This window comes from Paenibacillus sp. J31R122 (assembly GCF_056269185.1).
The window spans coordinates 195579-216998 of record NZ_JBWDNM010000009.1 but is presented as its reverse complement, the minus strand read 5'-3'; the positions used below and the strand labels follow the sequence as shown (position 1 = coordinate 216998).

Genomic DNA, 21420 nt, shown 5'->3' with positions numbered 1-21420 from the left:
GGTTGGGAAGGGGCTTGTCCCCTTCCTGCTTTCTCGCTGATTACAAGGGGGAGATCACTTGCATTTTCGTAATAGAAAAATGTGGGGCTATCTATTCATACTCCCTCAGGTTATTGGATTGATTGTATTTCATATCATTCCCTTAATTTGGGCTGGATATATTAGCTTCACAGATTTTGATGGCTTTGGACGTAATAACTTTATCGCTTTTGACAACTACTACAGTCTATTTAAGGATGATGAGCTGTGGGGTTCCTTGCGTAACACGGCTTATTACGCCCTACTAACCGTAGGGATCGGTGTAACAACAGCCTTACTTGTTGCGCTTGCCCTTAATGTCATGAAGGGTAAGACCTTCTATCGAGTGTTCTATTTTATGCCTGTTATTACAAGCACAATTTCGATGGGTGTTATTTGGGTGTGGATGCTGAACGGGGAACTTGGCATTATCAATTATGCATTATCTGCTATTGGCATTGAAGGTCCAAGCTGGTTAATTGATGAGCGCTGGGTCATTCCCTCCATCGCATTAGTCGGTATTTGGGCTACGCTGGGCAAGGATATGATCATTTTTTTAGCAGGCTTACAGGGAATATCTAAGAGCTACTACGAAGCAGCCGAAATTGATGGAGCATCGGGATTTAAGCAGTTTTGGCATGTTACATTACCGCTATTATCGCCTACGACGCTATTTGTCACGATTTTAGCGCTTATTAATGCTATTCAGGTATTCGATCAGCCCTATGTTATGACGGGTGGCGGTCCTGGTAAGAGCAGCTATACTCTCGTTTATCTCATCTATAATCAAGCGTTTGTTGAATTTAATATGGGACGAGCTTCAGCAGTTGCGATGATTCTGTTTGCTGTTATATTAATCATTACACTAATTCAATTTATTGCTTCAAAAAGGTGGGTGCATTATGAATCTTAATCGAAATGAGCTGAATATCTCAGCTGCTCCTAGCCAAAAGCATTGGCTTATTCGAAACTTGCCCACTCTATTCTTGCATGTTGTTATGGCAATAGGTGCGTTGCTTATGATCTTTCCATTTATATGGACCTTAAGTAATTCATTTAAATCGATGGCAGAGATGTTTGCATATCCGCCAGTACTATTACCAGAGAAGCTGCTATTCAAAAATTATTTGGATTCCTTGACCTCTATGCCTTTTGACTTAGCCTATTGGAATAGTACCTACATTACCATTGCAATAGTAGTTATTCAGCTTTTGACATGTACATTGGCAGCTTACGCCTTTGCTAGAATCCAGTTTCGAGGACGCGAGTTTATCTTTATAGTCATTTTAGCGATGTTGATGGTGCCGCATCAGGTTACAATGATTCCGACTTATCTCATAGTTAGTAAGCTAGGATGGCTCGATACACATTGGGCGTTGATCATACCTAACTCCATTTTCTGGGCATTTGGAGTATTTATGATGCGTCAGTTTATGATGGGAATTCCTGCAGAGCTGGAGGAAGCAGCTATGGTAGACGGTGCCTCTCCACCGCGAATTTACGCTCAAATCATGATGCCGCTTGTAAAACCTGCATTAGCTGCGTTAACTATTTTCTCCTTTCTAAGCAATTGGAATGCGTTTCTTTATCCGCTACTCTATCTTAGTGATCGTAAACTGTTCACTGTGCCGCTACTGCTTAATGCGTTTAAAGGGCAATATAGCACAAACTGGTCGCTTGTTATGGCAGGTACGATGATTTCAGTTATTCCTGTTTTGATTGTCTATCTGATTGCTCAAAAGCACATTATTGAGGGAATTGCCATGACAGGCATTAAAGCGTAAGAAAGATTAATCATTAGTTTACGATTGGGAAATTCCATAATGAGAGGAAGTATAGCATGAGTAAACAACATCTTGATTACCCTCTAATTGCTGCGGTTACACGCCCAGAGCAGATGGAAGCAGCACTTAACAGTAAGGTGGAGCGTATCAATTTAATGACAGGAGATATTTCGCAATTAGCATATATCGTTGAACGTGTGCATGCAGTGGATAAGAAGCTCTATGTTCATATTGAAATGGTAAATGGAATTAGTAAGGACAGTAGTGGGGTTCAATACTTAGCCAAAGCCTTTAAGATTGATGGCATTGTCTCTACGAAAAGTAATGCCATAGCATCGGCTAAGCAAGCTGGTATTGGGACTACGCAACGAATATTTGCCATCGATACGGCTGCAATTGAAACGGCGCATAAAATGTTCCATAGTTCTAAGCCTGATGAGGTTGAGCTTATGCCCGGTCTTATGCCAAGAATTATTACAGAGATTCGATCCCAATGGGACAAGAAGCTTATCGTAGGAGGCTTAATTTCCAGTAGAGAAGAAATACAATTAGCGTTTGAGCATGGAGCAGATTATGTTTCATTAAGTAATCCAAGTTTTTGGTAAAGGAATCAACTGAATAGAAGGCAAGAGCAGGTGGAGATGATGAGAAAACCTAGCTGAAAAAACAAGACGTTTTTTTAGGCTACCTTTTTTCAGCATCTCCTTTTCTATGATACTTTTTAGGAGGGATATCATGTCTGATGGATCAATGGAAAAAGGAACAATGAGTAGGAGACAAATGCTTAAAGTTATGGGGGCTTCGATGATTTCGATAGCAGCAGGCTCTACTCTCATTAGTAATGCTTATTCAACAGCATCAGCAGCGGAAGTGGTGGAACAAACAGAGTCAGCAGCGGAAGCGTTGGAACAAAAAAAGCCAACTGCGCCCCCTATGAGAGCTACCTCCTTCTATAATGTGAAGGATTATGGGGCAGTTGGCAATGGTATTGATAACGATACTGATGCAATCCAAACTGCTCTTACACTCGCTGCAGGAGAGACGGGTGAGGCTTCCATGGTGTTTATTCCAAAGGGAACCTATCGAGTTACAGATACACTACGAATCTATTCAAGAACACACTTGAAGCTAGATCAAGGTACTACAATGGTACGTAGTCATGATCGTTCCTTCCTAATTAATGGTGACTGGTATGCCAATTATACAGGCTATGATGGACAAGGCCATTTTATCGTTGAGGGGGGCGTATGGGACGGGAACATTAACCAATATCCAGATATGTTCAACTGGTTTGGACTTGCAAGAGCTCGTAATGTTGTATTTAGAGATGTAGAAGTAAGAGATGTGGTCTCTGCGCATGCCATAGATATGAATGCTTGTGAGGACATCTTGATTGAAAATTGCCGCTTTCTAGGATATCGCGATGGAACAATCGATCAATCAAGAAACTATGCCGAAGCTATTCAAATTGCTAACCATACAGAGACAGGCTTTAACGATATGGGATCCTTTGATGGTACGCCTTCTCGTAATGTAAGGATCATGAACTGCTATTTTGGAGCGAGCGGTACAGCAGGTACAGGACCATGGGCAGCAGGAGTAGGCAATCATTATGCCGTTCATAATCTATACAATTCGAATATTGTGATAGAAGGGAACACCTTTGATGGTATGACCTTTGCTGGGGTTCGCAGCTTTAAATTTGCCGACCTTATTGTAGCGAATAATACATTTTTTAACTGTCATAAGGGGGTTATGCTATCTAACCCTGCAGCCAACACAGAATCAACCAAGGATGCCGCTGGGGTGCAATCAGGGCTTCCACAATCAAGTCATAATGTGATCATACACGGTAATGTGTTCAAGGGAACGACGGGGGATAATATTTACTGCGTTGGTTGGCCGAAGAGCAATAGCGTGTATGCTAAGGTAGAGACTTTAAGTATTACAGATAATATCTTTGATACAATCTCTGCTAATAACTCATGCATTATGCTGAAATGGGTAAATAACGCACTGATCTTAAATAATCAGTTCCGTAATGTATATCGTGGAATCTATCTTGCCTATGGAACTGGAGTTACAATATCTGGAAATCATATGTCCAATATTAAGGTAGAAGGAATCTTTATCGAGGAGCCTGATACCGAGTATGCCGGCTTTGGTCATACCGCAAATGTTAGAATTACAGACAATACTCTTAAGCAATGCGGGAGATCGGCTATCAACTTAAGAGCAGTGAAGCATTTTCAGGTTAATGACAATATGATTGAAGCAGCAGGAATAGAAAGTGATAATTCAAGGCAGGGAATTGCTGTGAGTAGTGCTGCGAGTGAGGGAAGAATAGCTGGCAATGCAGTTATTGCTGCAGTGGTCGGTAATAAAAACCAATATGGTATTCAAGTTACGAGCACCTGCACCAATGTTCAGGTTGCAGACAATAGACTTGAGGGTAAGAGTGGACGAGTAAATATCGAGGGAAGTACTAATTTTGAAGGAATTTACATGCATAGTCCAAATGGTAACAGATATCGAGTAACGGTAAGCGATAGCGGTACTCCAGTTTACACAGAAGGCTAAATGAAATATTTACTAGTATATAACCTATAGGAGTTGATTTTATGTCAAATGACACCATTTGTATATCAGATTTAATATTACTTTCCGAGAATCTCGAAACGAAAATAGAAGCACTTAAAGAAATTGAAGTGAACTATGTAGAGTTGCTAGTTGACGGTAAAGCTTGGGACGATACGATACAGAGTTATGCTAAGTATACACCTTATTTACGCCAATCTGGAATGAAATTCAGTGTTCATCCACCAGCTTGGGATACGAATTTATCAAGTGAGAATAAAAGTATTCGTGAAGCAACCTATGTGGAATATTGCAGATCCATTGAGTTCGCGTATGCGATTGGAGGAAAGCATGTTGTCATTCATCCTGGTTTCTGTTATTCACCAGGCTTTGATAAGGAGCTTGCAAAGCAGCGAGCATATGAGCTTGTCTCATTATTATGTAAGACAGCGGAACCACTTGGCATAAGATTAGCGATTGAGAATGTTGGATATAATGGCAGCTCATTATTTACACAGAAGGAATATGTACAATTTGTTGCAGATTTGGATGTAAATGCAGCATATTTGATTGATACGGGTCATGCTCATCTGAATGGCTGGGATATCCCTGAGCTAATTAGAGCGACAAAAAATCGTCTTTGCTCAATTCATTTACACGATAATTTTGCAGATGGTGATCGTCATTTACCAATTGGCAGCGGCAATATTGATTGGGAGCCTATCTTTGCAGAGCTACGTGAAGTGAACGGTTGTCTACCCATTCTTGAATATGCCCCAGGAACAAGTCTTGAGCAGCTGAAGCAGTCGATGAACCTTGTAAAGAATAAATTAAATGCTGGGATTATTTCTTGATGAGTAGTATTAAATTAATTGTGAGTGATCTTGATGGTACACTGTTGTCTGAGAGGAATGAACTAGAGCAGGAGGTACTCGATACTATTGAAAGGTTTCGAGCCTCAGGTGGTCAATTTACAATTGCGACAGGAAGACCATTAATTACAGCCTTACCGATACTTCAAATGCTGAATATCGAGCTTCCCGTTATTCTTTGTAATGGAGCGGTCATTGCCAAGGATGGTCATATTGTGGAACAGCATTGTTTTTCTTTAGCAAAGCTTAGCAATTTGCTTATTGAGGCATATAACCAAGGGCTGACTACACTTCTCTTCTGCCATTCTAATGTATTTATATTTGAACATACAGCTGATGCAAAAGTTTACGAGCAAAAGGAAAAGATATCTTGTACCGTAATCTCCTTAGAGGGGATGGAATGGGTAGAGAAGCAAGCAGAGAAGGTTATTCTAATTGGTGATATCGGGCGATCATTATTTCTATGGATGAAGTATCAGAGTACATTAGGTGATCATTTTGGAGCTTTTCAATCGGAATATAACTATCTTGAAATTGTAGATAAATCCTGCAGTAAAGGAAGCGCGGTTGCTACTGTAGCAGAGTTGCTTGGCGTTAGCCGAGAGCACATCATGACGATTGGTAATGAAATGAATGACTTACCAATGTATTCAGCATCGGCTGTTGGGGTTGCTGTTGCCAATGGACGAGAGGGATTGAAGGAAGTTGCTGATTATATCTGTCAAAAAGCTTATGGTCAAGGAGTTGTGGAGGCGATAGAGCGGTTTGCTCTGGAACCTGTATTGCAGAGGGGAGATGAGTAAGGCATGATCGGTGGTTTAGGTACGACAGGTATACTATTACTGGTACTGGTTGGATTGCTACTATTTGGACCAAAGAAGCTTCCAGAGCTAGGGAGAGCGTTTGGTAGAACGATTAGTGAGTTTCGTTCTGGAACGAAGGTGTTGATTGAAGAGGAAGAAGCAGATAGTAACACGAAGAATGGAACTAAAATGGCGCAATCAGAGTGAGGTTTTGGAGTAACATTAACTTCGTTAGAATAGAATAATCAACGATAACGAGGCTGTCTCTCAAGTGATTGAATCACTTTTGAAACAGCCTCGTTTTCATACCTATTAGTGAGGGAACTCTTTCGACAAGATAATAGGGTACCCGGTTTATTTCTCCGAAAGCACTTCAAAATCAACTTTGCATGTTCTAATATGGATGATAACATTCTTTTCATGTTTAAAACAATGATAGCGTGCGAATACTGGCTTTGATAACAAGGAGGAATGGAGCATGCAATACGAAAATATTGAGATACCTAAAAACCACAGGCTACCTTATAAAATATTAATTCATGAAGTGAAAATCGTTCCCTATCATTGGCATGATTTTTTGGAAATTATTTTTGTCATTAAAGGCTCTGTCCAATTAGAAGTAGAGAAAAAGGACATCGTACTCGCTGAAGGGGATGTATTTCTCGTTAACAGTTGTTATCGGCACGCGATTAAGTCGCGCTCCCACAACAACATTATATATGCTCTTCAAATACGCGAGGACTTTTTAAGAAGCGAAATCGAACATTTTGATGCGCTGACTTTTGGCTTGTTTCATTACACTTCGGCCAATGATATCGCTCTATTGAAAAAGTATTTATCCGAACTGGCCCTGTTGGATATTAAAAAGAAGGAAAACATAAACATCCTTCGGAAGGTAAAGGTTTTAGAAATATTAAATTTGGTTCAACATCGGTTTTCTATAGACAAAGATGAACAGGAAGGCTTGCTTTCTTCGAAAGAAAAAATATTGAGTATACTGCTCTTTATTAATAATAACATCGCCGAGCCGTTAACATTGGAAGGCATTGCTGACGAATTCAAGATGAGTCCAAGCTATATGTCGAAGTTTTTCAAGAAAAGTTTGGGAATAAATATTATGACGTATATCATGGAATATCGATTGCAGCTTGTTTGTTCCGATCTGGCTACAACGGATAAAAAAATTAGCGATATCCTTTTTGAAAGAGGATTTAGTTCCACGAGTTCGTTTAACGAACGGTTTAAAAAGCAATTTGGCATGACGCCCAACCAATATCGAAGCGTCAATAAACAAGGACAGTCCCTAAAAGAAGAAGATATTACAAATTCGTTATACAACTATATCAATTTGATGAAAGAGGACTCTTTGAATAACCTTTTTAGACCAGAGGCCATTATCGATCATCCTGGAGAAGACTCTGTTTATTCATTGAGCTATAACGAATTATATATTGATGCAGGGAAAAGCATCTCGTCCTATGATTCGGCGGTAACTCGAATGATTGGAGTAGGAAGAGCAAAGGAATTACTGGATGTAAGCATACAGGAACAGTTGATTCAGGCCAAAAAAGAAGTAGGTTTAAATCGGGTAAGATTTCATGGCATTTTTTCCGACGATTTAATGGTTTATCATGAGGAAGACGGAATCAAAACCATTCAGTTTAGATATATTGATAAAATCTTCGACTTTTTTGTGGAGCAGCAAATAATCCCTTTTATCGAGCTTGGTTTTATGCCCAATGACTTGGCTTCGGGGAACGAGACGATGTTTAGATGGAAGGCCAATACGACGCAGGCAAAAGATATAAAAGATTGGATTGAGCTAATAGAACGGTTCATTCGCCATTTGGTTAATCGATATGGAAGACAAGTGGTGAAAAGCTGGGATTTCGAAATATGGAATGAACCTGATTTGGAAGGATTTTATTGGCATGGGACACAAGAGCAGTATATGCAGTTTTTCCTGAAGACTTATCGGGCAATCAAAAAAATAGACAATGATTTTAAGGTAAGCGGCTTTAGCGGGACAAGCTGGTCCGTTCTGAATACCGATTGGACGAAAAAAGCTTTAACCTTTATTGAGGAGAACAACATCGTCTTGGACAGTTTTACTTATCACATCTACCCAGTCGTATGGAATTTGGAGGCCACATATTTCAACTTGTGGACGTCAGATCGAAAAGGGCTGTACTCTTACGCGGATTCTAATTATATTGTATCTACAGTAAAGACAATACATCAAATGATGAGCAATACGCCTAATGTGAAGCAGGGAAGAACGGTCATCACGGAATGGAACTCTTCTTCGGACGTCAGAGATTTGTTGCATGATACGGTCTTTATGGCTTCCTTCATCGTCAAAAATGTAATTAACTCGATGGAGTATGTTAACATCATGGGGTTTTGGACGTTATCCGACATACTGGACGAGCATATTCTGCCTGCGGAGATGTTCCACGGAGGGTTTGGTTTAATGACGGTTGAAGGCATTAAAAAACCAAGCTACTTTGCCATTGCTTTTTTGAATCAATTAGGGAACACACTTATATATCGAAATGAACATATGATTGTGACAAAAGATGATGATGATAACTATCAAATATTAATTCACAATTATCAAGAATATGACGAGCTATTCAAGAGCTTTAACACGTCCCATATTTCATTGAAGAGCAGATACGGTGTTTTTGCGGATGAGTCGGAAAAATATTTGAAGGTCGTTTTACAAAATATATATGGTTCTTATTTGATTACGAAAGAACAATTGAATCGTTCACACGGCTCTGCTTATGATCATTGGGTGAACTCGGGCGAAGGCATCTTAACTCCAGGGTATATCCTTTATTTGAAACAGGTAGCCACTCCTAAAATGAGTGTTCATAAAGAGAGGATACAAGGGGAATTTACATTTGATCTTAATCTTAAGCCCCATGAAATTATACTGATCAAAATGAATAAAGTCATATAGGGCAAATTCAAAAATACGCATGCTTAACTTCCTGATGCCAGGAGGGAAAGCCCGCGTATTTTTTTTGTCCCACAGAGGTATAAAAACAAGGAAGTATATACACAACAATACGTAAGTTTAATGATTTTCTAAACAATTGAAGACAATAAACAAGAAAGGTTTGAACCATAACTTGTTAGTGCTTTCGAACTGAAAATCATAAGATTGAAGTAGAAAATGAAAGGGGTTACAACATGATGAACTTCAAAAAGGTGAGTAGACGATTTGCGCTTGGCGGATTGGGTCAAAACTTGATTTATGCACTGATGTCGGCCGGTTTTCTTTTTTACTTCACGGAAGCTGCCGGGTTCTCCGCGGCTACAATCGGAACGCTTCTACTAGTCATTAGAATATATGGTTTAATTGTAGACCCTATTATTGCCGTCATCATCGAAAAAACGAACACCAGATGGGGGAAATACAGGCCTTATATTACGGTTATTCCTCCGATCATCAGTTTATTATTTGTCGCCTTATTTTGGAGTCCTCCACTTGATCATGGGATGCATTTGATCTATATCTACGCGGTCACCATTCTTTTTTGGACAGCCTATGCCTTTTTTGATATTTCATTCTGGTCCATGGTGCCTTCGATTACGAAAGAAGAGGACAAACGAATAAAGCTGCTGACCTTGTGCAAATTGGTCGTTATGTTTGCCGCATTTGGACTCGGGATCACTCAGATGCCTCTTGTCAAATGGTTGGGAAACAATGATTATTCCGAGGGCTTTTTCTTGTTAAGTATGATCCTTGCCGTCATTTTTACCATCTGTGGACTTCTTCTGGCACAATCATTAAATTTTATGAACAACAAGACGGAAGGCAAAGCTTCCACTATTGCCAAGACCAACCCAGTGAATGGCTTGCAAATGATTAAGGCTCTCCTGGCGAATAAACCGTTAATTATTATTATTCTGGCGAAGCTGGCTATTTATGTGCCGGTAACGTTTAAAGGAAGTATCTCCATTTACTTTTATAAATATAATTTAGGCAACGATATTCTATCGTCGTATGCTTCGATGGTCTCGTTACCCGTCACTCTTATATTAATTGCATTCACGCCCAAATTGATTAAGAAGTTTAGCGATAAAAAGGTGATGTTGGCCATTGTGCTCGTACATGCTGTCCTTTCCTTGATCTATATCGTGAATACGGAGACTTCCGTATTTTATATCGTTCTTGATGGAGTTTCCAATGCTGCAATGGGCGTCTATTCCTTGATTATTACGAACATGGTAGCTTCGACAGTTGAGTATGGAGACTGGAAAACGGGAGTCCGAATGGAGAGTATTATTTTTTCCGCGAATACGATTAGTTCAAAGCTCGCAACAGGTATTTCTGCGGCGATCGCGGGTTGGGTTCTATCGGGTATCGGCTATATGCCGGGTGTGACACAAAGTGCGGAAACCTTAAACGCTCTGCATCAAGTCATGGTGTGGGTACCTGTGATCGGATGTGCGTTAGGGGGAGTATTGCTTTTGAAATATAACTTAACTTCGCAACTGTACAGTGAAATCGTGACAGACATCGAGAAAAGAAATCAGGAGCGTGGGTGATGCAATGATCAATACGGATTTATTAAAAGAGAAGCCCTTCTATTTAACGGAGGAACAAAGAAGGAACGTCGCGGATAAAATAGAAAAAATGCCTCTAAATGAGAAAATCGGTCAGTTGTTTTTTTTAATGCATCATGAGCAAATGAGCAATGAGCATGTGCTGCGCATGGTTCAGCACATACAACCGGGCGGAGTCATGCTGCGTCCTGCAAGTGAAGCAACGGTGACGGGAATTATCGATTTAATAAAAGATACCAGTTTGACTGTTCCGTTCATTTCGGCAAATTTGGAACATGGCGTAAATGGAATCGTGAAAGACGGAGCAAGCTTTGGAAGCGCGATGCAATTATCCGCTGCGAACGATCGGGAATTAGTCCGTGAAGCAGCTAACTTTATAGGTGTTGAAAGTGGTTCCTTGGGTGTAAACATGACCTTTTCTCCGGTTGTGGATATCAACTATCATTGTTTAAACCCGATTACGGACACTCGTGCGTTCGGCGATGATGCGGAACATGTAACAGAGATGTCCAAAAGCTTTTGTGAGGGGCTAGTAGCTGCCAATGTCATGCCCGTTATTAAACATTTTCCCGGTGATGGTGTTGATGATCGGGATCATCACGTCCTCCCTTCGGTTAACAGCCTGCCGTTTTCGGAATGGGATGATAGCTACGGGGCCGTGTATAAGGGGTTAATCGAACATGATATTCCTTGTATTATGGCGGGGCATATTTTGCTTCCCTCTTACGAGAGAATGGTTCAACCGGATATAAAGGATAACGAAATTTTGCCCGCGACTTTATCCAAAAATCTATTAAACGGTTTATTGCGCGAGCACTTGGGGTTTAATGGACTAATCATAACCGATGCTACTGGTATGTGTGGTTTTAATAGTTTTGCCACTAGAAAAGAAAGCATGGTCAATGCTGTTAATGCAGGCTGCGATATGCTGCTGTTTACAAAAAGCTTGGAGGAAGATTATGCCGCAATCTATGAAGCGGTAAGTCTGGGCATCATCACAAAGGATAGATTGCATGAGGCACTGGTTCGCATATTAGGGATGAAAGAGTGGATGTTTGTCAAGGATAAAGAGCAAACGAACAACTTGTCTTTCGATGCATTAGCTGAAAGAGTGTTTGATCAATCGATTACGTTAGTCAAAAATAACGATAACCTCTTGCCTATCCGTCCAGAAAGCTATCGTAAAATTTTATTAATTCCACTCGGAAATGAAGAGCACAGCAAAACGGTTTTGGCCAAGGAGTTGGAAGCAAAAGGGTTCCATGTCACTTTATTGGATAACACTAAAATAGATATTGATCTTCTTATTGGCAAAGCAGCGGATTTGAAAGCCAAATATGATATGGTCATTTATTCGATTGATTATCGGGTGAAAAGTAATCAAACGTCTAATCGGATTGAATGGGGGATGCCGGCGGGTCAATTTATGCCTTGGTTTATAAAGGAAATTCCCGTTGTCATGATTTCTTTTGGCAATCCGTATCATTTGTATGATGCCCCCAGAATCCCCACCTATATTAATGCCTATAGTAATGTAGACAAAAACATAGAATGGGTTGTAAAGAAGCTGGTGGGAGAAAGCGAGTTTAAAGGTATCAGTCCTGTTGATGCATTCTGCGGGAGGTTTGACACCAGATGTTAAAAACAAAAGGCATTATATTTGATTTGGATGGCGTTATTACGGATACTGCTGAATATCATTATTTGGCGTGGAAGAGCTTGGGCGAAGAGCTTAGCATTGCGGTTACGCGCGAATGTAATGAAAGCTTAAAAGGAATATCCAGAATGGAAGCGTTGGAAAAGATATTGGAGATGGGGAACAGGGAGCACCTGTATTCCATGGAAGAGAAAATAGGGCTGGCGGAGAGAAAGAACAGCTTCTATTTGGAACGGATTGCTTCGATTTCCCATCAAGATATTCTGCCGGGCGTTATATCCCTTTTGCAAGAGATCAGACTGATCGGGCTAAAAATAGGCTTGGCTTCTGCCAGCCATAATGCGCCTTTTATATTGGATAAATTGGGGATTCGAAATTATTTTGATGTTATTGTTGATCCAGCCAGCCTTGCGAAAGGCAAGCCAGACCCGGAAATATTTTTGACCGCCGCTAAGCTGCTTCATATCTCACCTAAATCTTGTGTGGGTGTAGAGGATGCAGAAGCGGGTATTGAGGCTATCAATCGTGCCGGCATGTATTCCATCGGGGTTGGAGATTCGAACATTCTATCGCATGCGGATTATGTGGTAACAAGCTTATTGGAATTACAACTAGAAGACTTGGTATAGATTGGCTAGAAGTAGATGATTCCTTTTTTGTGGGAATCATCTTTTTTCGTTCCAGCGTGCTCAGAGACACGCATCATCTACCAGTGCTTCCGACATGCCGGTGATCAAATGTGTTATCACTCTACCTGTTAACTTACATAGCAAACATTCTTAAAAATCCTATGAACATGGGAGCACGACCGCCGAGCAGTTCGTTCGCGAGTTGAAAGACGTCCTGTTCGCGTACTTCATTCGCCGCTTTGCTGCGTATCATTTCGTCCAACTTATCGTTTAACATTGCTCGAATCGGAGCTGGCGCAAGACATTGCAGACCGAAGAATATTTCCGCTGCTTTACCTGTCCACTCCTCGCCTTGTTCCAAACTCACCTTTAATCGCTGCTGTCTAAGTGCTTTACCTTGCTCCAAATCGGCAATACTTGCAATCCCATCCACAGGAACGCCGATGCGCTCGAACTGTTCACTTGGAGCATTATGCTCCAGCATCAGCTTCGCCAAAAGCCGGATCATTCTGAGCTCCGCTTCCGGATCGTCGATCGCGTTTTCCTGCTTGGGGTCTTTCTCAAGGTCAAACAATAAATCACCGTACAGATAAGGATTGACGAAAGTATTACCCTTAATTTTCAAGACCGGACACCCATTACTAAAAGGAAATGGCTCCACTAATTCCATCCCTTTCAATTCTTGGACATCAAACATCCTATTCATATGTGCTGGCATCAAGGTGTACTCGTACAAGGGGCCGTTATTCACGTCCTTCGGTCCCCGCATGTAGACATATCGTCCATCCGTACAGTTGATATGACCGCCGTGCATACCGAACAACGCTCCTTCCCTGATGCAGGCGTCGCTTTCGATCACGGCATGCAGCGATTGACCTTGCATCGTATCCGGTACCGGAACATCGAAGAATTGAAGCAGCGTAGGAGCCAAGTCAATCGTCTGAACCAAAGCGTCACTACGTTTATTTTTAACCCCACTTCTCGGATCCCACAAAAAGAAGGGAATATTTACAATCTCATTGTAAAAAGGCTGGATATTTTTTCCCCACCATTGATGTTCGCCCAGCAGGAAACCATGATCGGTATTGACGATCAGCATCGTATCCTTCCATAGATCATAACGATCGAAAGTATCCAACACTTTTCCTAAATAAGCATCGCACATACTTACTAATGCCGCATATTCAAAGATCATATGTTGGATTTCTTCCGGCTTTTGCGTCACTTTCGCATAATCCGGCCAATCGTAATGCTTCCCATTGTACACATGCGGATACAAGTCCTTATATTTTTGTTGAGTGAAAAAAGGCTCATGAGGATCGAACGCTTCAATCTGCAAGAACCATCGATCCTGCTTGTGATTTCTCTCGATGAATTCGATTCCTCTCATTACCGTAACTGCGAGAGGCATGTCGTCCTCTTCCTTCAAAAATTGACGGTTTACCCAGTCTTGTTGCCATAGATTGCCCGGCTTCGGATTGCTTAGCGTTTCCGGAATAGGCGGCGCTTCCACCTGCCCTTTCCACGCATCGCCTTCTTGTCCTCTTGCAAACTCCCATGAGTTATATTTTGTATGGTAGGTGGCTCCGCCATCTTCGAAATAATGGTTATGATCCGTCGTAAGATGCGTGTATACCTTGTTCTTTTTCAACAATTCGATCGCCGAAACGTCATACGGTTCCAAAGGTCCCCAGCTTCGGTGTAAAAAATTGTATCGACCGGTATGCAGTTCTCTGCGTGCGGGCATGCAAGGCAAGCTGCCTGCGTAGCACTTATCGAACGTGACCGTTTTTTTCGATAGCCTCTCAAAGTTGGGAGCCTTGATCCAATCGCATCCGTAATTCGGAAGCATCCCTTTATTCAACGAATCGAACATAAGCATGACTGTTCGCATTTCTGACAACCGTCCTTTCACTAAACTGATCCATTATCTCAGCGGGCTCCTTTACCAACTACCTATTCTACAACAAACGTAGCGGTTGCCTCCTCGCTATCTCGATATCCGATCCGAACCGCTTTAGCCAAAATACGAGTAGTACCGGCGTTTACCTTTATCGGTCCGGTGTACAGCTTCCAACAGGGATTCGGGTCTTCATCGATCGTATAAGCGATGGAGGCCCCTTGCGTCGCTGAGTGAAGCATGATCGCGGTCGGCTCGTCAAAGGTTCCGTTATTAATGGCATCCTTGCCCGGCATCCGACTGTTGATCGGGATAATAAGCGGTTTGGCGGTTTGCGGCTGAACCCCGTCTGGCCACATGCGGGCAACCATCTGCTCTTCGGGAATATCTCCCCAACTATCGTATTGGTCGCACCAATCGTCGAGTAGCTTTCGCAGTCGAAGCAACGGCTCTCGGTAAGCCGGATCGTCAGCCAAATTGTGCAATTCGTAAGGATCGTTCAAACAATCGTACAATTCTTCCGGAGGACGACAGTTTTGCAGGAGCAGCCGTTGATCGCCGGTGAGTTCGTCTGCCAAATTCAGCCTCCAAAGCTCCTGCCACATCGGGTGATCATGGCTGAAAGGGATCCACTGCAGATAAGGCTGCAGCGGATAATCGTTGCGAATGTATTTAAAGCTCCTATCGCGGACCGCGCGTACCTTGTCGTAGGCTTCGTCGTAACGGTCGCGGGTTGCGAAAATGCAGACTCTCGGTTCGGCCTGTTTCCCCATGAACGGTCGGCCTTGCATATATCTTGGGACGGATAGTCCTGCCAATGAAAGCACCGTCGGACCCAGATCAATCATGCTGACCATTTGTTCGCTAATTTGTCCTTTACTCACATGGCCTGGCCATCGTACGATGAGCGGAACGCGAATTCCAGCATCATACGTCCAGCGCTTAGCACGCGGCAATCCTTCGCCGTGATCGCTCCATAACATGACGAGCGTATTGTCCGCCAAACCATCCTCTTCAAGTTGCTTAAGGAGTCGGCCGACGTACTCGTCCGCGTTTGCCACAAGGTCATAATGTTTGGCAAGCGCCAGACGCGATTTGGGTGTATCGGGAATATACGGAGGAATGATAACCTGGTCCGGATCGGTAAGGAGCGGCTTCTCGCCATGAATTTTCCGGATTGCTTCCGTTATTTCCTCCCTCCAAATACCGCTTTCATGGGTAAACATATAGTTGAATACAGCGAAAAAAGGCTGTCCGGGTTCTCGTTTCCGCCAATGTGCATCCATTCCGTTTTCGTCCCACGCCGTTAAAGGTGCCTCGAACTGGTAATCCGTCTTCCAGTTATTCGTGCAATAATAGCCGTTCGCGCGCATTATTTCGGGAATCGTCCTGACATGAGCGGGAGGAACCGCATAATAGGGCGTTGGCAGCTCCGGCGTCAATGGGTTCGTATGTGCGGTACGCATGTGATGTGTACCGATCGAAGTCGGGTACATCCCCGTAATGACTGCCGATCGGCTGGGGGCGCACACGCCTGCTACGGAAAACGCATTTCGGTACAACATGCCTTCACCGGCCAGCTTGTCGATGTGGGGCGTACGTGCCAAGGCATCTCCATAGCAGCCCATTCTCGGGCTCGTATCTTCTAGTGTAATCCATAAAATATTCGGTCTTGCTGTTGTATGGCTCAATATAAGACACTCCCGTTTGATTCTTCGATTTCAGATCTTTCTCTACTTTCCGCCACCTTCACTCACTAGCAGCATCGATAGCAATTCCTCGATTTGGCTGATATGATAATCCGCCATGCCGTATACACAGGCTTTGCCGATGGCAGCGACCCACATTCCGCCTCTGATTGCCGCTTCCACCCCGGCTTCCGCATCCTCCACGACCAAGCAACGATACGGGCGCACCCCCAATTTGCTTGCCGCCAGCAAAAATACTTCAGGATCCGGTTTGCTGCTACGAATTTCATTACCATCGGCTATGGCATCGAACTTGTGCGTAAGTCCGAGCCGCTCCAAAATGTACGGGGCATTTTTGCTTGAGGAACCGATCGCTAGTTTGATTTGCTTTGCCCGTAAGCGGTCCAGCGTCTCCACAACTCCGGAAGGCAAGTCTTCGGCAGATAAAGACTGCAGCATCTCCTTGTAATACCCGTTTTTTTGTTCGGCCAAACGCATTTTCTCCTGTGGTGAATACACGCGGGCTGCCTTCTCCAAAATGATGTTCAAGCAAGCCATACGGCTTACGCCCCGCAGCCTGTTGTTTATCGTCTCGTCGAACGGAATGCACTCCTCGTCGCACATCCGTTTCCATGCCAAATAGTGATGATGGTCGGTGTTTACGAGCACGCCGTCCAAATCGAAAATAACCGCTTCTACGTTCATAGTTACACCGCCTGATCGTTCTTACAGCTTCGCTTCCCAGCTGCCGCAGAATGGGTCAACAGGATTTATTCCCTTGAAATCGGATCTGCCGAGAAGTTTGTCGACAACCGCGTCAATGATCGTTTCACTGCCCGAATACGCGTTAATGTACGTTTGGACTCGCGGAACATCCTGCAAATGATAAGGGCTAGCGACAGAGACGAACACGGTCGGGAGCTCTCGGACAAACCAAGGGACATCCGCAGCGAGCAGCGGCTCCCAGTCGATGCGTACCGTAGTCCGGTTGCTTGCCGTTTCGATATTGGCTACATACAGAGCCAAATCGTATTGTTCACTCAGCTCCTTTACCCCGCTGAACATCGATCGGAAGTCCACATTTTTTTTGTCGAAAACGGTGACGTCGAAGCCTTCCGCTTTTAATTTGTCTACCACATAGGGAGAAATCTGGATACTTCGATGGCCTCCGCCGTCCCCAAGTACATATAACAAAATGCGCTTGTGCGTATCGACGGCTATCGGCAGCAGCTGCTGCGTATCCTTGACTAGCGTAACCGCTTGATCCGCGCACTCCTTCGCCCAACCTTTATGCTCTTCGCATTTCAGAATCGCCAGTTCTTCCGAACCCGGAACAAGCATTCCTTCCCGCTGCTGTTTATGCAAACCGAGAGAAGTTTTGAGCGCCAAAATCCGCATGACCGCTTCATCCACTCTTTCCATCGTCAAAATGCCGCTTTCGATACCTTTCATCATATAGCCGAAATCTTCCTGTATATTCTTGTTGAACAGAAACATGTCACAGCCGGCGGCGATCGATTTTGGCACGGCGATTTCCCGCTTCTCCGCCATCATAAAGCCGGCCATCGGCGTAGCGTCCGTGACTACGAGGCCGTTAAAACCGAGCTGCCGCCGAAGCAGCGTTCCGATCAGTTCGGGCGCCAGCGTGGCAGGCATAAGTTCCTCGTCGGCGATGCCGGGCACGAGTTTCCGCGAATAAGCAGGGAGCATAATATGGCCGACCATGACAGTCTGGGCTCCCGCTTCGATCAGCTCCCGGTACACCATACCGAACGTCGCTTCCCAATCATCCACGGAAAGCGAATTGACAGTCGTCAACAAATGCTGATCGCGCTCGTCCACACCATCGCCCGGAAAATGCTTGACCGATACGGCAAGTCCGCTTTTTTGAATGCCTTCGGTGTACGCTTTGGCCATCCTTGCCACTCTAGCCGGATCGGAACCGAACGATCGAACATTGGTGATCGGATTGCGGAAATTGAAATCGATGTCGACAACCGGCGCAAACGACCAATTGCAGCCGACGGCTCGCCCTTCTCTGCCTGCTACAAGACCCAATTTGTACGCCATTTCTTCATTATCCGTCGCTGCAACCTGAAGCTGTTTGCCGAAATAGGTGCCGTCAGCAGTAATTCCGTTGCCCCCCGATTCGAGATTGGCGGAAATGAGCAACGGTACCTTGGAATGCCCTTGCAAAAAACGGTGCACGTCCTGCATGTTCTTACCCGGACCCGGCCGGAACAACATACCTCCCGGCTTTACAGTCTCGATTAACATTTTCAACTGCTGTTGATCATCCGTCATCCCGATCGTACAAAACAGCTGCCCGATTTTCTCTCTCACGTCCATCGCGGCCAACGTTTCATGGACCCACTGAATATCCGCTTCCTGCAAATTAAACGGTTTAGCCGTCAAGTCAACCATGATTGTTCCCCCTTATTCCAAGCACCTGTTTTGTAGAGCTTCCCGTTTTTGCTTCGTTAAGCCGAATTCTTCGGCAAAGTAAGTGTCAACATTGCCATACGTCTTTTTGATCGATCCGAAAACGGCTTCCATAAATTCTTCTTTTACTCCCAATATGTGTTCGATATTTTGCAATTCCTCTTCATTCACATGTTCGGCAAGCTGGGTCAGCAGTTTCCCGTTGAATGCTTTCATCGTTTCGTTGGTCAACAGATAGTCTTCCATTACCGTTTCTTTCGGAACGCCGAGCGCCAGCAAGATCAAGGCAGCCCCGACTCCCGTACGGTCCTTGCCCGCCGTGCAATGATGCAGAAGCCCCAGGTTGTCCGAATGCTGGATGATTTCCATTAACCGTTTATATGATAAATTGTCGATCGGAAGCTTCGTATACAATTCCATCATCATCGTATCTGCACGAAATTGTTTGAAAAAGCCGCTTTTGACCATATCTACGATAATATGAGTTTTTCGATCGGCGTTCTCCGCATTTCCCGGCATGTTGATTTGAGATGCTTGATCAGACTGAATAGCTGAAATACGAATGTTTTTGGCCCCGGCAAAAAACGGATCCGGTTTTTTTTGCGCTTCAATGTCATCGCGGTAGTCAAATATCGTTTTGATATTCAAGGCTTGAAAAGCCGCTAAATCTTGCTCAGACAAACCGGTCAATTCATCAGAACGAAAAAAGAAACCATATTTGACTTTCCGGCCATCGGCAGTTAGATAGCCTCCCATATCGCGGAAATTATGTGTTCCTTCAAAAGGAATGACTCGTTGCATACCCGACACCTCATTATAATTTTTTTGGATAATTGAATGCCGGAGATTCGGCTTCAAGTCTAAGAAACAGCCCTTCAGCCAATCTCCGGCTTGGAAATATTCATGATGCTTCGCCCGACCGTTATTTCTGGGTTTTCGCCCATTCGTCAAGCTGCTTCTGTTTTTCGCTTATGACCTTATCGGCGCCCGCGGACTTCAATTTGGCGATAAACTTTGGCAAGTTTTCCACTGGATCGAGTGTTCCCGTTTCCAAGCCCACAATGTATTCTGTTAAAACGTTATTGACCGCGGCCATTTCCGTTTTCACCTTTTCCACGTTGAAGATAAAGCCAAGCGCTTTCGATTTCTTTGCACCCTTGTTGAATTGGTCTATTTTATTCCAATTGTCCGGATCATCCATCGGCCACGTGTAGGACAGAAATTGATTGCCAAACATATAAGGCGTGTTGAAGTTATAGCCGTTATTCGTGATATCGACGCCTTCCGGATAATCGATGACATTCTCGGACTTCTTCACGTAATGCTTTCCTTCAATTCCCCAAGCAAGCAGATTATACAGTTGTTTATCCGAATAGAGCAGGTCAAGAACCATCATTGCTCTGTCCGGGTCATTCGAATTTTTCGGAATCGACCACATCATACCCGTGATCGAATCGGTGGTTGCATACGCAGGCGTCATCCGTACCACCGTCATCTCTTTGCCGCTTTTCCTGGATGCTTCTATTTCGGTACCGGGCTTCAAATTCGAAAAATAGGCAAACGCCTTTCCAGCTTTTACGAGCTCCCTGCCGTCTTGTTTGCTTGTGGCAGCATCCTTCAACAAATAACCGGCTTGATACCATTTTCTGAGCACATTCAATTGGTCCGCATATTGCGGGGTTTCATACCAGTTGACCACCTTCATGTTATTGTCGTAGTCCGGTAATACGCCGACGCCGCCGCTCAAACCGTCATAAGGGACATATCCTGCGTAAAACGGACCGGTTCCGGGGTTTTTGGCAACAAGCGGCACCATATCCGGTTCGTTGTCTTTGATCGTCTGGAAGACGGCGTCCAAGTCGTTGATCGTTTTGATTTTGCTCAAATCGATTTTGTATTTGTCGACGAGATCTTTGCGCATCAGGATGCCATAGTCGGATGCCATGTCTTTTACGGCCGGTATCGCATAGCTCTTGCCGTTTATTTTGGCGGCCGACAGCTGATAAGGATCAAGCGCTTTTTTAATGCCGGACCCGTATTTTTCAACCAGATCATCCAGCTCAACCAATTGCCCTTTTGCCACTTGCGTGCTGTAATTGAACCCGGTTGAGGTGAACATCAGATCGACTTTCTCGTTGCCTGCGAGCATCAGGTTCGTTTGCTGCTGCCATGCGCTCATACTGATTGGGGTTAATTTGACGGTCGCGTTGATTTTCTCTTTCAGAATTTTGTTCATCTCGTCCTGTACGGCTTCCAGGTCCTTTTGGTCGTTGCCAAAGAAAGCCATCGTCACTTCAAAAGGCGCCAAGTCTTTACCGCTCTTTGTCACGGACGGATCCGCCGAATCAGTCTTTCCTCCCTCGTTTTTTGCACCGCAGCCCGCCAGCAGCATGCTCGAAGCAAGAACGATCGCCAGCACTGACTTCATAATGTTTCTTTTCCTGTTCATACTTGAAGTCCTCCTCTATG

General features: G+C 43.9%; 17 protein-coding genes. 11 read left to right on the top strand and 6 right to left on the bottom strand.

Annotation, left to right across the window (positions count from 1 at the left end; translation table 11 throughout):
• Nucleotides 1-79 precede the first annotated feature (79 nt).
• The 11 genes from AC0YN7_RS16670 to pgmB (AC0YN7_RS16620) all read left to right on the top strand — a co-directional run bounded on the left by AC0YN7_RS16670 (nt 80) and on the right by pgmB (AC0YN7_RS16620) (nt 12921).
• The gene (locus tag AC0YN7_RS16670) at nt 80-931 is read left to right on the top strand and encodes a carbohydrate ABC transporter permease (protein WP_475811215.1); all 852 of its coding nucleotides are present in this window, start codon (nt 80-82) and stop codon (nt 929-931) included.
• Nucleotides 921-1802 carry a carbohydrate ABC transporter permease gene (locus AC0YN7_RS16665; protein WP_475811144.1) on the top strand — a complete coding sequence of 294 codons (882 nt, stop codon included), beginning with the start codon at nt 921-923 and terminating at the stop codon, nt 1800-1802. The genes AC0YN7_RS16670 and AC0YN7_RS16665 overlap by 11 nt, the downstream gene beginning before the upstream one ends.
• Nucleotides 1803-1858: 56 nt before the next feature.
• A complete protein-coding gene (locus tag AC0YN7_RS16660; protein ID WP_475811143.1) occupies nt 1859-2407 on the top strand; it encodes a glycerol-3-phosphate responsive antiterminator in 549 nt (182 codons plus the stop codon).
• Between the two features lie 130 nt (nt 2408-2537).
• Entirely contained in the window at nt 2538-4382 is a 1845-nt protein-coding gene (locus tag AC0YN7_RS16655; protein ID WP_475811142.1) for a glycosyl hydrolase family 28-related protein, read from the top strand.
• Between the two features lie 41 nt (nt 4383-4423).
• Nucleotides 4424-5233 carry a sugar phosphate isomerase/epimerase family protein gene (locus tag AC0YN7_RS16650; protein ID WP_475811141.1) on the top strand — a complete coding sequence of 270 codons (810 nt, stop codon included), beginning with the start codon at nt 4424-4426 and terminating at the stop codon, nt 5231-5233.
• The gene (locus tag AC0YN7_RS16645; RefSeq protein WP_475811140.1) at nt 5233-6054 is read left to right on the top strand and encodes a Cof-type HAD-IIB family hydrolase; all 822 of its coding nucleotides are present in this window, start codon (nt 5233-5235) and stop codon (nt 6052-6054) included. The genes AC0YN7_RS16650 and AC0YN7_RS16645 overlap by 1 nt, the downstream gene beginning before the upstream one ends.
• A 3-nt stretch (nt 6055-6057) precedes the next feature.
• Nucleotides 6058-6261, top strand: coding sequence for a twin-arginine translocase TatA/TatE family subunit (tatA, locus tag AC0YN7_RS16640; RefSeq protein ID WP_475811139.1), 204 nt, complete (start codon nt 6058-6060; stop codon nt 6259-6261).
• Nucleotides 6262-6532: 271 nt separating this feature from the next.
• Entirely contained in the window at nt 6533-9022 is a 2490-nt protein-coding gene (locus AC0YN7_RS16635; RefSeq protein ID WP_475811138.1) for a GH39 family glycosyl hydrolase, read from the top strand.
• A gap of 233 nt (nt 9023-9255) precedes the next feature.
• A complete protein-coding gene (locus AC0YN7_RS16630) occupies nt 9256-10617 on the top strand; it encodes an MFS transporter (RefSeq protein ID WP_475811137.1) in 1362 nt (453 codons plus the stop codon).
• Between the two features lie 4 nt (nt 10618-10621).
• Nucleotides 10622-12277 (top strand): glycoside hydrolase family 3 protein, encoded by a 1656-nt coding sequence (locus AC0YN7_RS16625; RefSeq protein ID WP_475811136.1) that lies wholly within the window; start codon nt 10622-10624, stop codon nt 12275-12277.
• A complete protein-coding gene (gene pgmB, locus AC0YN7_RS16620; RefSeq protein ID WP_475811135.1) occupies nt 12271-12921 on the top strand; it encodes a beta-phosphoglucomutase in 651 nt (216 codons plus the stop codon). The genes AC0YN7_RS16625 and pgmB (AC0YN7_RS16620) overlap by 7 nt, the downstream gene beginning before the upstream one ends.
• A gap of 133 nt (nt 12922-13054) precedes the next feature.
• Here pgmB (AC0YN7_RS16620) and AC0YN7_RS16615 read toward each other — a convergent pair whose 3' ends face one another.
• From AC0YN7_RS16615 to AC0YN7_RS16590, 6 genes are all read right to left on the bottom strand, one after another.
• A complete protein-coding gene (locus tag AC0YN7_RS16615) occupies nt 13055-14815 on the bottom strand; it encodes a sulfatase (protein WP_475811134.1) in 1761 nt (586 codons plus the stop codon).
• 62 nt (nt 14816-14877) lie between these two features.
• Nucleotides 14878-16512, bottom strand: a complete 1635-nt coding sequence (locus AC0YN7_RS16610; RefSeq protein WP_475811133.1) for a sulfatase family protein — start codon at nt 16510-16512, stop codon at nt 14878-14880.
• Nucleotides 16513-16554: 42 nt separating this feature from the next.
• Entirely contained in the window at nt 16555-17214 is a 660-nt protein-coding gene (gene pgmB / locus AC0YN7_RS16605) for a beta-phosphoglucomutase (RefSeq protein WP_475811132.1), read from the bottom strand.
• Between the two features lie 21 nt (nt 17215-17235).
• Nucleotides 17236-18933 carry a glycoside hydrolase family 3 protein gene (locus tag AC0YN7_RS16600; RefSeq protein ID WP_475811131.1) on the bottom strand — a complete coding sequence of 566 codons (1698 nt, stop codon included), beginning with the start codon at nt 18931-18933 and terminating at the stop codon, nt 17236-17238.
• A 12-nt stretch (nt 18934-18945) separates the two neighbouring features.
• Nucleotides 18946-19752, bottom strand: a complete 807-nt coding sequence (locus AC0YN7_RS16595; RefSeq protein WP_475811130.1) for a tyrosine-protein phosphatase — start codon at nt 19750-19752, stop codon at nt 18946-18948.
• Nucleotides 19753-19873: 121 nt separating this feature from the next.
• Complete coding sequence (locus AC0YN7_RS16590) at nt 19874-21400, bottom strand: ABC transporter substrate-binding protein (protein ID WP_475811129.1); 1527 nt, start codon at nt 21398-21400, stop codon at nt 19874-19876.
• Between the last annotated feature and the right edge of the window lie 20 nt (nt 21401-21420).